Raw genomic sequence first — 14,442 nt, 5'->3', positions numbered from 1 at the left:
TTATGAAAATCACGATGATCGGCACGGGCTATGTGGGTTTGGTGTCAGGGGCGTGTTTTGCGGATTTTGGTCACGACGTGGTGTGCGTGGACAAGGACGCGGGGAAGATTGCGGCGATCGAATCGGGTCGGATGCCGATATACGAGCCTGGGCTGGACCATCTGGTGGGGAGCAATGCGGCGGCGGGCCGCTTGAGCTTCACGACGGACCTTGGCGAGGGGGTGAAGGGCGCGGACGCGATCTTCATCGCGGTGGGGACGCCGTCGCGCCGGGGAGACGGGCATGCGGACCTGTCCTATGTCTATGCGGCGGCCAAGGAGATCGCGGCGGCGGTGGATGGCCCGACGGTGATCGTGACCAAGTCGACGGTGCCCGTCGGCACGGGCGACGAGGTGGAGCGGATCGTGCGCGAGGCGCGGAGCGACGTGGAGATCGCGGTGGTTTCCAACCCCGAGTTCCTGCGCGAGGGCGCGGCGATCGGCGATTTCAAGCGGCCCGACCGGGTGGTGGTGGGCACCACCGGCGACCAGCGCGCGATCGACGTGATGGCGCAGATCTACCGGCCGCTGAACCTCAACCAGGCGCCGGTGATGTTCACCGGGCGGCGCACCGCCGAACTCATCAAATATGCCGCCAACGCCTTCCTCGCCACCAAGATCACCTTCATCAACGAGATGGCGGACCTGTGCGAGGCGGTGGGCGCCGAGGTGCAGGACGTGGCGCGCGGCATTGGCCTCGACAACCGCATCGGTTCCAAGTTCCTCCATGCCGGGCCCGGCTATGGCGGCTCCTGCTTTCCCAAGGACACGCTGGCCCTGGTCAAGACCGGCCAGGACCATGACGCCCCGATCCGCATCGTCGAGACGGTGGTGCAGGTCAACGACCTCAGGAAGCGCGCCATGGGCCGCAAGATCGTCAAGGCGCTCGGCGGCGAGGCCCGCGGCAAGACCGTCGCCCTGCTCGGCCTCACCTTCAAGCCCAACACCGACGACATGCGCGACGCCCCCAGCATCGCCATCGTCCAGGCGCTCGAAGATGCCGGCGCCACCATCGTCGCCTATGATCCCGAGGGCATGGACGTCGCCGCACCGCTGATGCCACAGGTCACCATGGCAAAGGACGCCTATGAGGCCGCCAAAGGCGCCGACGCGCTCGTCCTCGTCACCGAATGGGACGCCTTCCGCGCCCTCGATCTCAAGCGCCTCGCCGCCTCCATGAACCAGCCAACCCTCGTCGACCTGCGCAACATATACCCCATTCAGGAAGCCCAAAACGCCGGCTTCACCCTCTCTCGCGTCGGCGGAAAAGGTACCGAAAAGTGAAGAAAGCGGTCATGGTCAAATCAGTCTTAGTTCAGGATATCTCATGAAATCTGCGATTGTCACCGGCATTTCCGGCCAGGATGGCGCCTATCTTGCCGAGCAGCTCCTGGCCAAGGGATACCGGGTATTCGGCACCTATCGCCGCACCAGTTCCGTCAATTTCTGGCGGATCGAGGAGCTGGGAATCCAGGATCACCCTAACCTGCGCCTCGTCGAATATGACCTGACCGACCTGTCCACCTCGATCCGCCTGCTCGACCAGTCCGAAGCGTCGGAAGTCTATAATCTCGCGGCGCAGAGCTTTGTCGGCGTGTCCTTCGAGCAGCCGCTTACGACGGCACAGATCACCGGCATCGGCCCACTCAACCTCCTCGAAGCGATCCGCATCGTCAATCCGGCCGCACGCTTCTATCAGGCAAGCACGTCGGAGATGTTCGGCAAGGTGCAGGCGGTGCCGCAGAACGAAAGCACGCCCTTCTGGCCGCGCAGCCCCTATGGCGTGTCGAAGCTCTATGCCCATTGGAGCACGGTCAACTACCGGGAAAGCTACGGCATATTCGGCTGCAGCGGGATATTGTTCAATCATGAGAGCCCACTGAGGGGTCGCGAGTTCGTTACGCGCAAGATCACCGACAGCGTGGCCAAGATCGCACTCGGCAAGCTGGACTGCCTGGCCCTGGGCAATATCGACGCACGCCGGGACTGGGGTTTCGCAAAGGAATATGTCGACGGCATGTGGCGTATGCTGCAGGCCGAGGAACCCGATACCTACGTGCTCGCCACCAACCGCACCGAAACGGTGCGCCATTTCGTAGAGCTGGCCTTCAAGGCGGCGGACATCGAAATCGATTTTTCCGGTGAGGGCAAGGAGGAGATCGGCGTAGACAGGCGTTCCGGCAGGACAGTGATGCGGATCGACCCCCGATTTTACCGGCCCGCCGAGGTCGACCTGCTGATCGGTGATCCCGGCTATGCGCACAGCAAACTCGGCTGGGAGCCCACCACGTCGCTGGAGGATCTGTGCGCCATGATGGTGAAGGCCGACCTGCGGCGCAACGAAGCTGGCTTCAGCTTTTGAAACCTGCATGAGGATGCCGGCATGACCACCACGCTGATCACGGGAGCGACCGGGTTCACCGGCCGCTATCTGGCGGCGGCGCTCGAGCAGGCGGGTCATGCCGTCGTGGGCCTGAGCCATGGACCTGCGGAAAGCACTGTGCCCGGCCTTACCCGGACATTTGCCTGCGACTTGGCGGACCTGCCGCGCGTGCGGGACATCATCGAGGAGGTGAAGCCCGACCATGTCGTACACCTGGCTGCCATCGCCTTCGTTGCTCATGGCGACGTGGAGGAAATGTACCGAACCAACATCGTCGGCACCCGTCACCTGCTGACGGCCCTGCAGGGATGTGCGGGCAGGCTGCGCTCCGTCCTCGTGGCCAGCAGCGCCAACATCTACGGGAACGGTCGCGGCGGCACGCTGGACGAAGACACCCCGCCCGCGCCGGCCAACGACTATGGCGTGACCAAGGTCGCGGCCGAATATGTCTGCGGCGTGGCGGGAGCGCAGCTGCCGGTCATCGTGGCGCGTCCGTTCAACTATACCGGCGTCGGTCAGTCGACGAGCTTCCTGATCCCCAAGATCGTCGACCATGTCCGCCGCCGGGCGCCCGTCATCGAGCTGGGCAATCTGGACGTGGCCCGCGATTTTTCCGACGTCCGAACAGTCGTCGACGCCTATGCGCGGCTGCTCGGCACGCCCGCTGCCATCGGTCGGGCGGTCAACGTCTGCTCGGGCCGGGCGACGAGCCTCGCGGGCGTGCTCGACAGCGTGCGGCGCCTGTCCGGCCATGACTTTCAGGTCTCGGTCAATCCGGCCTTCGTGCGGGCCGACGAGGTGAAGACCCTGTGCGGCAGCCCCATGCTGATAGAATCGCTGATCGGCCCGCTGACCCATATACCGCTGGACGATACGCTGGCCTGGATGCTGGGTGCGTGAAGGTACCGTGCATCCATATTAGGCTTGCAACCGGGTGCAGCCTATTGTTTGACAATCACACGCCAAACGACGCGCCGCAGGGGCGCTGGGAGACTCGATGATCTGCTTGCTGAACCGCCTCACTGCGGAGCTTCACGCGCCGCGCAGCGCTGCCCTCGGCATCCTGCTCCTGGCATCCGCCTGCACCTCGGTCGGCCCGGGGACGCAACGCGTCGTGAATGCCGACAAGAACACCACCATCCAGGGCATCCAAGTCATCAACCTGGACGAAAACAGCTGGCAGGCGAGCGTGATGCCGCCGACGCCCGGCTTTGCCCAGACCCTTGGCCAATCTGAGCCGGTAGGCGAGATCGTTGGCCCCGGCGACGTTCTGGAGGTCACGATTTGGGAGGCGCCGCCGGCGGTGCTGTTCAGCACCGCGCCCATCGCGACGTCCGTGGACACGAGCCGTTCGACTTCGATGCCGCAATATCTCGTCGGACCGTCCGGTCAGATTTCGGTGCCTTTCGCCGGAATGATCCAGGTAACGGGAAGGACGCTTTCGGAGATCGAGCGGGATATCACCGCACGCCTGCGGGGCAAGGCGCACCTTCCCCAGGCGGCCGTGCGCCTGATCCGGAACATGAGCGCCAATGTCTCTGTCGTCGGCGAAGTCGACAGGAGCGTCCGTATGCCGCTGACGGCCAAGGGCGAAACCATCCTGGACGCGATCGCGGCCGCCGGCGGCACCAAGGCGCCTTCGGACAAGGTCACCATACAGGTCAGCCGTGGCGGCCAGGCCTATTCCATGCCGCTCTCCGCCGTCATCCGCGATCCCCGGCAGAATGTCGTGCTCCGCACGGGCGACGTAGTGACCGCGCTGTTCCAGCCCTACAGCTTCACTGTCATCGGTGCTGCCGGAAAGAATGACGAGATCAATTTCGAAGCCACGGGCCTGACGCTGGCGCAGGCGGTGGGCCGGTTCGGCGGACTGCAGGACAACCGGGCCGATCCCAAGGGTCTGTTCCTGTTCCGCTGGGAAAATCCCGCCGCCGTGCCTGCCGCCAGCGGCCCCGTCACCAAGGACGCACAGGGCCGGGTGCCGGTTATCTATCGGGTGAACATGAAGGATCCCGGCACCTATTTGGCGATGCAGCGCTTTACCGTGCACGACAAGGACGTCATCTATGTCGCCAACAGCACGATCGCCGAATTCCAGCGCTTTGTCGGCATCATGGCTTCGACTGTGTTCCCGATTATCGCGATCGACAATGCGGTCAGTTCCAACTGATGGCAGGATAGTGACCAGTTGATCCATGTCGGCCTCCATCCCAACCGGTGCGGGAGGGGCCGTCATGGACATTGGGCAGTTGACGGGAGCATGAATGGACTGGTTGCATCTTATCGCCGGCCTGTTCGTGGGCCTGATGGTCGGCATGACCGGCGTCGGCGGCGGATCGCTGATGGCGCCCATCCTGATCCTGCTGTTCAGCGTCGCGCCGACCACAGCGGTCGGCACCGACCTGTGGTTCGCCGCCATCACCAAGAGCGTGGGCGGCTTCGTGCACCATCGTCATGGCGGTCCTGACGGCGGTCCCGACTTTCAGGTGATCCGACGGCTGTGCCTCGGCAGCCTGCCCGCTTCCGTCATCGTCCTGCTGCTGCTGGCCCGGATCGACGCGCATCAGGTCAAAAGCGGAGTCGTCATGGCTGCGCTGGGTTGCGTGCTGATCCTCACCGCCTTCGCCACCCTGATGCGCGGCCGTTTTCATGCGTGGGCGCTACGCGCCAGCGGCGGCGGCGATGGCGGCAAAGCCATCCTGCGCTGGCAACCGGCGCTGACGGTGCTGGCAGGCGCCCTCCTAGGCACCATGGTCACGCTGACGTCGGTGGGCGCCGGGGCGCTGGGCGCGACGCTGCTCCTGGCGCTCTACCCGTTTCGCATGCGGATGCAGCGCCTGATCGCAACGGACATCGTCCATGCCGTGCCTCTGACCCTGGTCGCGGGTCTGGGGCATCTGTGGATTGGCAATGTGGACGGCGGATTGCTGCTCAACCTGCTGGCGGGTTCCATTCCCGGCATCATCGTCGGTGCTCTGCTCGCGTCGCGCGCATCCGAGCGGATTCTTCAGCCGCTGCTCGCGGTCGTCCTCTTCACCATCGGATGGCAGCTGATCCGATAGCGTCCGTCGATCAGGCGGCGTCGCCGTGCACCATGTTCGCCGCGCGGCGCCGACGGCCTTGCGGTATGGCGACCACCTCCGCTGGCTCACGAGCCAGACGTTCGACGGCGTTGTCGACCAGCATCTGAAGCCCCTCTTCGCTCAGCAGGCCGCCGCGGATCAGGCAGCGATCGACCAGCACGCGACGGAAGGCCGAATAGAGGGTCATGTCCGGAGAGCGCGGCGCGGCCCAGAATTCGTCCAGGCTGCCATGATGCACGACTCCAGGCACCTTGTAGACCGCATGACCGAGCACCAACACCGGCTTGCCGCTGTTGAGCGCCAGCGTGCCCACGGTGCTGTTGACGGTGACGACACCCACCGATTTTGCCACGACCTCCGCAATGTCCCAGTCGGCCAGATAGACGACGCGGTCCTCTATGCCATATTGCACGGCCAGGCGGCGCGTCAGCCGCTCCCATGCCACCAGTGCGGGGTCCAGCGGATGCCGCTTCACGACCAGCTTGACATCGGTGGGCGCATAGCGCGCGAAGCTCTTGAGCACGAAACGCAATCCGGCCCGCATATTACCGAACGGCGAATGCACGCGGATCTGATAGTCGGAGTTCAGCTGCAGCGGCAGACAGAAATAGCGTTCGTCCTTCACCCGCTCCCATTCCGCAGCCGCCTTGGTGAGGTCGCGATTCCGTCGCAACAGCTTGTAACACCAGGACACGGATTCGATCAGGAAGCTGTGCGGCCGATGGGTCCGATAGAAGGGGAAATAGGGCCGGAGCAGCGCTGAGGCCAAGCCGTTGCGCATGGTGTTGCGCGCACGCGCCCGGAAGGTCGAAGGAACCGGCGGCAGTACCTGATATTCCGGCAGCGCCCGCGCCTGGTCCAAATACCATTGCGGTTCCAGCGGCAACGTGGAGTTGCCGTTCACCCCATCGTCCTGCAACGTCAGGAAATCGGGGCGGATATAGCCTTCCTCCACGACATGGACCCGGACACCGCGCAGCCGTGCCATGCCATGCGCCGAGGCGTGATAGGGTCTGCAATCGCCATAGAGCAGCAGGTCGGTGACCCCGTGATTGACGATGAAATCGTCGAAGAAGAGGGGCCAGTTGCGGAACGTTCCGCGATAGTCGGTCGCCTCCCCCGGCCAGTCCAGCTTGTCGCCGCCGTTGATGTTGATACGCAGCGCCCCATGACCGCGGGCTCGCAGCGCCTCCGCCAGCATCGCGAAATACGGACCGTGGGGTCCCTGAAGGAAAAGAAAGGTCTTTTGGGACGCGTCAACCATTCAGATACTCTGCGGACAAGGTCATCAACCGTCTCAGCTTCCCCTGCAGCGCCCGCAACCTGATAAGCCATGTCGTCGTCGGGGTCGAGCCGTTCGCCATCCGCTCCACCATCCATTCAGGACCACAAGGCAGACGCGTCACGGGATCGATATAGCGAGGATAGAGAATGAGCGCCGCCGCGACAAGCTGGTCAAGGGAAAGTCGCCGCCCCCTTCTCGCATTAGGGCGGGCGAGGTCGCGGGTGAGGCCCCAGCCTGCATAGAAGGGCATGCCATGAACGGTGACGGGCCTGTCACGCATCAGTGCCTCAAAGCCCGTGAGCGAGGAGAGCACATGGACTTCGTCGACCGCTTCAACCAGCGCCATCAGCGGTGCCCCCGTATCGATGCGATCGGCATGAGCCAGCACCACCGCATCGCTGAGATGGCCCTTGCGGTGCCCCGCCTGCACGTCGGGATGCGGCCGGTAGACGATCCAGGCTTCGGGCTCGGCGCGCCTTACACGCGCCAGGAAATCCTCGTTGCCGCCGACACCGGCGCCGCCCAGCCGCACGGAAAGGTCGTCGTCCACCTGGCCCACGGCCAGCACCGTGCGCCGTCCCGCCGGCAGATCGATCATCGCGCCAGACTGCGGCCCGTATTTCGTGACACCCGCTTCCCGTATCCGGGCGCGAAGGAGCCGCGCCCGCTCAAGCAGCGCGGAGGAAAAATCATGCGTCGCCAGCAGGGTTTCCAGATCACTGGGCCGGGTAGCGTCATAATAGATGCCCGTCCGATCGACCACCACCGATCCCGGAGGATGGAGAGCGGCGCCCAATCCTCGCGAGCGCAGGAACCCGTCCTCAACCCGGACCAGCGGCACCGATCGCGCCGCCGCTTCCCTGGGGAGGTCGGGCGGAACACGCGACGGCCACACAGCCAGCGCACCGCCCTCCCGCGCCGCTCGTCGCAGACCACTGTGCGGCGGCAGGAAGGGCGGAGAATTCTGGCCATCCCACAGGAAATCGCCGATGACCTCGCGCTTCCAGAACGCCATGCCGCTCGCTGCGGCGATGCCCTGATTACCGTCGATCTGCCGTCGCCAGTCGCCCAGCTGCGCTATCGCCTCCGCCACGGAGGATTCGCTGTCTGCAAAGCAGTTGCGATAACGGGCGCGGCCAATGGCAAGGCGCGCTTCCTCCCGCAGGCGAGCGGGCGGAACGAACTGAAGGTCGGGACCATAGACGGGGATGCCGAGCAGCCCGGCCACCATCGCCAGCTCGTCATCCGCCTCGGCATGGACAGAGCGCGCGTTCTGCACCAGGGTCCAGGGATCGCAATCCTCCTTCAGAGGCCGTCCCTGCCCACCCCTGGCAGCCAAACGCCCGCCGGGAAGCAGGCCGATGGCATCCGCCTCCAGTCCGGCGCGCCGCTCGCGCGCTATCGGCACCCCCTGCCGTCCCACGATCACGATCCCGCCGGGCCGACCGCCCCAGAAACAGCCGCCGACGCGCGCCTTCGCGACGCTTTCCAGCAAGGCATCATCCACCGCCGCCGGCTGATCGCCCGGCTGTTGCCTCGTGCTGATCGCGGCCACCGCGGGATCGATGCCCGGAAATGGCGGCGAACGCAGGAAGGGGGCGGACAGCCGTTCCGTCACGCCTTCACCCCAACGGCCGCCCGGAACGGCAAGGGTAATAATGGAAGACGCCAGGGCATGGAAACCGGCCTAGACATTAACGGGACCATCGGGTTAGCGGGATGCAGCGACCTCATCAAGGAGGTCGGTCACCACATCGAAATAGTCGCGCCAGGTCGGCGCCCGCCATCCCCCAAGGCGCTGTATCTGCGCGGCGCGTTCCGGTGAATCCGGCTTGCGGTAGGCGTCGATCATGCGCAGCCAGCCCAGGCCATCGATCGGATCGACATAGTCCGGCGCATCGCCGCCGACCTCGCGATGGGCAAGGATATCGCTGCAGATCACCGGCACCCCGGCCGCCAGCGCCTCCACCACCGGCATGCCGAACCCTTCCTCGAACGAGGGCATCAGCATCGCCCGGGCCTGCGCCACCAGCGCCTGCATCTGGTTGTCGGGCAGCTCGCCTGCCTCGATCACATGGCCGCGCAGCGCCTCGGCACGCTCCAGCATGTCGACGACATTCTCATTCTCCCAGCCGCGCCGCCCGATCAGCACCAGCACCGGCGCCTCGTCGCCCAGCTGTTCCACCAACCGGCGCCAGACGTTGAGCAGCAGAAGGTGGTTCTTCCGCGGCTCGATGGTCGAGATGTAGACGAAATAGGGGCGGTCCGGGACGCTGTGTCCCTTCGGGCCGAAGAGGTCGGGCGGGTCGGCGCCGAAATGAACGACGCGAATCGCGCGGCCGTCCAGTCCACGGGTCAGATGCGGCGCCAGCGCGTCGATCGTGGCTTGGCTGTTGCCGATGATGCCGTCGGCATAGCGGTCGATCGTGCGGACTCGGCGCAGATGGTCCTCGGCGCCGTTGGGGCGCGCGAATTCCGGGTGGGTCAACGGGATGACATCATGGACCAGATTGACGAACTTCGCGCCCTCGGCCCGCAGGATGTCCCCCACCTTCTCATCATCCTCCAGATGATGCGGCGACACCTGGAGATAGACGCGCGGCCCCTTCGCGAGCGGTACCGGGCGCGGGCGCAGCGAGAAAAGCCGGCGCAGGATCGCCGCCCTGCTCTCCCCCGGGCCGGGGCGGTCGACATTGCGCCAGCGTGCCGTGGTGAAGGCCAGGAACTGGCGCACCGCGGCGGTGTTGAGCCGGCCATAATAGCCGCCCACCGGATGGACCGCGGCAAAGGCCAGCCGCTCGGGCATGCGCTCCAGCAGCTCGCGCGCATAGACATATTCGACGCGGTCGATGCCTGTCGGCGTGGGATGGAAGCTGCGCCACATCAGGCGGGATATGTCGAGGATGACCTCTGTCTCACCCAGCCGGCCGGCGAACCGGTCGCTGGCAGGCTTGGTGCGAAGGGCGAGCCGCGCGCCGGGCGCCTTGAAAGGCTTGAGCGCCATGTCAGCGCGCCCCGGCTGGACGGGGCGGAATGAACGTCGGCACCACCATCAGAACTGTGCGCGAATCTCGTTCGCAATCGCCTGCAGCGCCGCCAGATCGGCCATCGGCCCCTGTCCGTGCGCGGAGAAGCCCGCCGGTCCGCCAGCCCAGCGCGGAACGATATGGACATGCAGGTGGAAAACCGTCTGTCCTGCCGGAGCGCCGTTGAACTGCGCGACGTGGATGCCATCGGGCGAAAGGGCAGTGCGGGTCGCAACGGCTACCTTCTTCACCGTTGCCATGACCTGCGCCAGAGCCTCGTCCTCCACCTCCAGGATGTTGCGCGCCTTCGACCATTTGGAGATGACGAGGCTGTGCCCCTTCGACTGGGGCATGATGTCGAGGAAGGCCAGCGTATGGTCGTCCTCGTAAAGCCGGGTCGAAGGAATCTTGCCCTGCAGGATCAGCGCAAAGGGATTGGCTTCGTCATAGGCGCCATCGAGGCTCATCGTCGCCGTTCCTTCAGCTCACATAATGGGCGGTGGTCTTGGCGGCGACCTCCTCGGCCGTGACGCCGGGGGCCAGCTCGACCAGTGCAAACGGGCTGTCATGGTCCGGCCGCTGGAAAACGGCAAGGTCGGTGACGATCATGTCGACGACGTTCCTGCCGGTCAGCGGCAGGGTGCAGGCCGGGATGAACTTGGGGCTGCCGTCCTTCGACGTATGCTCCATCACCACGATGATCTTCTTGACGCCGGCGACCAGGTCCATGGCGCCGCCCATGCCCTTGATCATCTTGCCGGGGATCATCCAGTTGGCGATGTCGCCATTTTCCGCAACTTCCATCGCGCCCAGCACGGTGAGGTCAATATGCCCGCCCCGGATCATCGCAAAGCTGTCCGACGAGGAGAAATAGACCGACTGCGGCAGTTCGCTGATCGTCTGCTTGCCCGCATTGATCAGGTCGGGGTCTTCCTCGCCCTCATAGGGAAAGGGACCGATGCCGAGCATGCCATTCTCGGACTGGAGCGTCACCTCGACTCCCTCGGGGATATGGTTCGCCACCAGGGTCGGGATGCCGATGCCCAGATTCACATAAAAGCCGTCCTTCAGTTCCTTCGCCGCCCGTGCGGCCATCTCGTCACGAGTCCAGGGCATTATTTCTTCTCCCCTTGGGCGGGCATCGCCCACTTCTTGTCTGCCGGAAAAACATCGTCGAAGCCGCCCTTGAGGCCGCTGCCATAGACGGGGTTGGGCAGGACGAACCAGCCATTGCCCCAGAGATGGGCGATGGCCCCCTGCATCGTCGCCTCGCGGCGCGCGGTCACGGACTGCCCCGCATTGAACAGGTCGGAAAAGTCGCCGAGTTGGTCGCCGCCCATGGCGATGACGCAATATTTCGCTGAAATCGCCGCCCGTCGCCCGTCCTTGCGCGACCCCATGGCATCGTCGCCGCTGAGATAGAGCGTCACGCCGTGCAGCGCCTCACCCAATCCCGCCGCCTTGATCGCCGCCGCCGTCGCCTCGGCATTGGCGGCTGAGCGGTTGGTGTTGAAGACCACCGTAACGCCCATGTTGCGCAGATCTTGGACCGCCTCGGCAGCGCCGGGGACGGCGCTCACGGCACCCGCGCCGGTCCTTTCCCAGGCGTCCCAGGCGGCGGCGTCATAGCCCCTGCCCGTGGTCGCGTCATGATATTCGAAGCCGATGTTGAGCATCACAGTCTCGTCGACGTCGAACACGGCCGCGAAGGGCTTGTCGCCGCAGGGCACGAAACGCGGCTGCTCCAGGCTGGCGCCTTCGGCCAGCACCACGCTGTCGACGGGACGCGCCTTTACCTTGGCCATCACATGGGTCATCAGCGCGGTAAAGGCCTGCACCGACAGCGCCGCCGCCTCTCCCGAGCCGTAGAGATATTGCATGCCCGCGGGCGGATTGGCCGGCGGGGCAGCTCCGGTCGCAGGCCGATCGGCCACGCAGGCCGACAGCAGCGCGACTGCCGCCACCGCCAGCCCGCAGGCACTGGCGCGAGGCGGCATCACGCCGCTTCCCGCTGCCTTACCGTGCGGAACTCGATCTTCTTGTCATAGGGCGCGCCGACGATCAGGCGCTTGACGTAGATGCCCGGCAGATGGATCGCGTCCGGGTCCAGGCTGCCGACCGGCACCACTTCCTCGACCTCGGCGACGCAGATCTTCGCGGCGGTCGCCATCGGCTGGTTGAAGTTGCGCGCCGTCTTGCGGAAGATCAGGTTTCCGCTTTCGTCGGCCTTCCAGCCCTTGATGATGGCGACATCAGCGAAGATGCCGCGTTCGAGGATATAGTCCTGGCCGTCGAAGGTCTTGACCTCCTTGCCCTCGGCGACGGCTGTGCCGACGCCCGTCTTGGTGTAGAAACCCGGAATGCCTGCCCCACCCGCGCGGCAGCGTTCGGCCAGCGTGCCCTGGGGGCAGAATTCAACCTCCAGCTCGCCGGCCAGATATTGCCGCTCGAACTCCTTGTTCTCGCCGACATAGGAGCTAATCATCTTCTTCACCTGGCGCGTGCGCAGCAGCTTGCCTAGCCCCTCGCCGTCGATGCCGGCATTGTTGGAGGCGATGGTCAGATCCCTGACGCCCGAATCCCGGATCGCGTCGATCAGCCGTTCGGGAATGCCGCACAAGCCGAAGCCGCCCGCGCACAGATGCATGCCATCGAAGAGGAGCCCTTCCAGCGCCGCTGCCGCATCGGGGTAGAGCTTGTTCACCATCGCAATCCTCCTCTGTTCTGCCCACAGCCATAGGCACAGCTGCGGAGTCGGTCAATTTGCTGCGAGAGCGAAAAGAGATCAGATCAGTCCGGCGAGCGGGCTGGATGGGTCGGCATACATCCGCTTGCCCATGCGGCCGGCGCGATACGCCATGCGGCCCGCCTCGACCCCGGCCTTCATCGCGGCGGCCATCAGCACCGGATCCTTCGCCTCGGCAATGGCGGTGTTCATGAGGACGCCGGTGCAGCCCAGTTCCATCGCCTGCGCCGCTTCCGACGCGGTGCCCACACCCGCATCAACCAGTACCGGCAGGCTGGTGCCTTCCACGATCAGGCGGATGGTGACCCGGTTCTGGATGCCGAGGCCCGATCCAATCGGGGCGCCCAGCGGCATGATCGCGACGGCGCCCGCATCTTCCAGCCGCTTGGCCGCGATCGGATCGTCGACGCAATAGACCATCGGCTTGAAGCCTTCCTTCGCCAGGATCTCCGTCGCGCGCAGGGTCTCTACCATGTCGGGATAGAGCGTGCGCGCCTCGCCCAGCACCTCCAGCTTGACCAGATCCCAGCCGCCTGCCTCGCGCGCCAGCCGCAGGGTGCGGATCGCCTCCTCACCGGTGAAGCAGCCGGCGGTGTTGGGCAGGTAGGTGATCTTCTTCGGGTCGATATAGTCCGTCAGCATCGGCGCCTTGGGATCGCTGACGTTCACCCGCCGCACGGCCACGGTGACGATCTCCGCCCCCGACGCCGTGACCGCCGCGGCGTTCTGCTCGAAGCTCTTATACTTGCCGGTACCAACGATCAGGCGCGATCGGAAGGTCTTGCCCGCTACTGACCAGCTGTCGTCGTCCACCGACGATGCATCGCCGCCACCGACGAAATGCACGATCTCCAGCTCGTCGCCGTCCTCCACGGGGACCTGCGCCAAAGTGGAACGGGGTACCACCTGCAGATTGCGTTCCACCGCCACCTTCTCCGGCACGAAACCCAGCTCGCTCGCCAGTGCGGCCAGCGTGATGCCGCCACGCACCCGACGATGCTCGCCGTTGATGTGGATGGAAATGGTGCCATCGATGCTCACTGTGCGGCTTCCCGTTCGCTGAAAGATGAAACCCGTCTCGACTTGGCGCGACAGGCGGGGCTAAAGGTCTGGGCGCATATAGGGACGCAATCGCCCCCGCCGCAACCGGCAAGCCGAGAGGAACAGGAAGCCCCATGGCCGACGCACGCAGGATCTTCGTACTGAACGGACCCAATATCAACATGCTGGGTACCCGCGAACCGGAAATCTACGGCTACGACACGCTGGACGACATCGCCGAGCGCATGGAGGATGCTGCCGCGCGCGCACATGTGGAGATCGACTTCCGCCAGTCGAACCATGAAGGTCATCTGGTGGACTGGCTGCAGGAGGCGCATGCGGAGGGTGCCCACGCCGTGCTGCTGAACGCGGGCGGACTGACGCACACCTCCGTTTCGCTGCACGACGCGATCAAGGGGATCGCGGTGCCGGTGATCGAGGTGCACCTGTCCAATCCGCACGCGCGCGACCCGTTCCGGCACAAAAGCTATGTCGGCATGGCGGCCAAGGGAACGATCGCCGGCTTCGGCGCGATGTCCTACATGCTGGCGCTGGAGGCGGCGCTCGAACTCTAGAAAGTTGCGCTTCGACGCAAATACGCATAGGCGCGGGCGTCAAGAACGACATTATCCATCGGGATTGCAGATGAACGACAAGCATGAAAAGGGCGCGATGCAGGTGGACGTGCAGCTGGTGCGGGATCTCGCCGCGCTGCTCGACGACACCAATCTGACCGAAATCGAGGTGGAAGACGGCGATCGGAAGATCCGCGTCGCGCGCAAGGTCGGCGGTGGTGCCGGTGTTCCCGCCTATGTGGCCGCCCCCGCGCCGGTCGCGGCC

General features: G+C 65.2%; 14 protein-coding genes and 1 pseudogene. 7 read left to right on the top strand and 8 right to left on the bottom strand.

Going from position 1 to position 14,442, the window contains the following annotated elements; translation table 11 throughout:
* The first annotated feature begins 2 nt into the window (after positions 1-2).
* The 5 genes from M529_RS32955 to M529_RS32935 all read left to right on the top strand — a co-directional run bounded on the left by M529_RS32955 (position 3) and on the right by M529_RS32935 (position 5,483).
* Complete coding sequence (locus M529_RS32955) at positions 3-1,322, top strand: UDP-glucose dehydrogenase family protein (protein ID WP_021317184.1); 1,320 nt, start codon at positions 3-5, stop codon at positions 1,320-1,322.
* A 43-nt stretch (positions 1,323-1,365) separates the two neighbouring features.
* Entirely contained in the window at positions 1,366-2,400 is a 1,035-nt protein-coding gene (gene gmd, locus M529_RS32950; protein WP_021317536.1) for a GDP-mannose 4,6-dehydratase, read from the top strand.
* A 21-nt stretch (positions 2,401-2,421) separates the two neighbouring features.
* Positions 2,422-3,321, top strand: coding sequence for an NAD-dependent epimerase/dehydratase family protein (locus M529_RS32945; protein ID WP_021317535.1), 900 nt, complete (start codon positions 2,422-2,424; stop codon positions 3,319-3,321).
* 97 nt (positions 3,322-3,418) lie between these two features.
* Positions 3,419-4,591: a polysaccharide biosynthesis/export family protein gene (locus tag M529_RS32940; protein ID WP_021317534.1), complete on the top strand. Its 1,173-nt coding sequence runs from the start codon at positions 3,419-3,421 to the stop codon at positions 4,589-4,591.
* Positions 4,592-4,685: 94 nt separating this feature from the next.
* Positions 4,686-5,483, top strand: coding sequence for a sulfite exporter TauE/SafE family protein (locus tag M529_RS32935; RefSeq protein ID WP_021317533.1), 798 nt, complete (start codon positions 4,686-4,688; stop codon positions 5,481-5,483).
* 10 nt (positions 5,484-5,493) lie between these two features.
* Here the strand turns inward: M529_RS32935 and M529_RS32930 are convergent, their stop codons facing one another.
* From M529_RS32930 to thiS, 8 genes are all read right to left on the bottom strand, one after another.
* Positions 5,494-6,768 carry a capsule biosynthesis protein gene (locus M529_RS32930; RefSeq protein WP_021317532.1) on the bottom strand — a complete coding sequence of 425 codons (1,275 nt, stop codon included), beginning with the start codon at positions 6,766-6,768 and terminating at the stop codon, positions 5,494-5,496.
* A complete protein-coding gene (locus tag M529_RS32925; protein WP_021317531.1) occupies positions 6,761-8,407 on the bottom strand; it encodes a capsular polysaccharide export protein, LipB/KpsS family in 1,647 nt (548 codons plus the stop codon). Before M529_RS32925 ends, M529_RS32930 begins: the two co-directional genes overlap by 8 nt.
* Before the next feature lie 93 nt (positions 8,408-8,500).
* The gene (locus tag M529_RS32920; RefSeq protein WP_021317530.1) at positions 8,501-9,793 is read right to left on the bottom strand and encodes a glycosyltransferase family 4 protein; all 1,293 of its coding nucleotides are present in this window, start codon (positions 9,791-9,793) and stop codon (positions 8,501-8,503) included.
* Positions 9,794-9,841: 48 nt separating this feature from the next.
* Entirely contained in the window at positions 9,842-10,282 is a 441-nt protein-coding gene (locus tag M529_RS32915; RefSeq protein ID WP_021317529.1) for an HIT family protein, read from the bottom strand.
* Between the two features lie 13 nt (positions 10,283-10,295).
* A complete protein-coding gene (locus tag M529_RS32910) occupies positions 10,296-10,931 on the bottom strand; it encodes a CoA transferase subunit B (protein ID WP_031294824.1) in 636 nt (211 codons plus the stop codon).
* Positions 10,931-11,812 (bottom strand): HAD family acid phosphatase, encoded by an 882-nt coding sequence (locus tag M529_RS32905; RefSeq protein WP_021317527.1) that lies wholly within the window; start codon positions 11,810-11,812, stop codon positions 10,931-10,933. The genes M529_RS32910 and M529_RS32905 overlap by 1 nt, the downstream gene beginning before the upstream one ends.
* Positions 11,812-12,522: a CoA transferase subunit A gene (locus M529_RS32900; RefSeq protein ID WP_021317526.1), complete on the bottom strand. Its 711-nt coding sequence runs from the start codon at positions 12,520-12,522 to the stop codon at positions 11,812-11,814. The genes M529_RS32905 and M529_RS32900 overlap by 1 nt, the downstream gene beginning before the upstream one ends.
* A 78-nt stretch (positions 12,523-12,600) precedes the next feature.
* Positions 12,601-13,602, bottom strand: a complete 1,002-nt coding sequence (gene thiS, locus M529_RS32895) for a sulfur carrier protein ThiS (protein ID WP_021317525.1) — start codon at positions 13,600-13,602, stop codon at positions 12,601-12,603.
* A 134-nt stretch (positions 13,603-13,736) separates the two neighbouring features.
* On the opposite strand from thiS, the gene aroQ reads away from it, so the two are divergent.
* Both aroQ and M529_RS32885 read left to right on the top strand, forming a co-directional pair.
* Entirely contained in the window at positions 13,737-14,177 is a 441-nt protein-coding gene (gene aroQ / locus M529_RS32890; RefSeq protein ID WP_021317524.1) for a type II 3-dehydroquinate dehydratase, read from the top strand.
* A gap of 70 nt (positions 14,178-14,247) precedes the next feature.
* A pseudogene (locus M529_RS32885) lies at positions 14,248-14,442 on the top strand (acetyl-CoA carboxylase biotin carboxyl carrier protein); the annotation flags it as partial.

The sequence above is a fragment of the Sphingobium ummariense RL-3 genome (assembly GCF_000447205.1).
In the GTDB taxonomy this organism is placed as follows: Bacteria; Pseudomonadota; Alphaproteobacteria; order Sphingomonadales; family Sphingomonadaceae; genus Sphingobium; species Sphingobium ummariense.
Note: the sequence above shows the minus strand (reverse complement) of the source record. Positions and strands in the feature narration are given on the sequence as shown.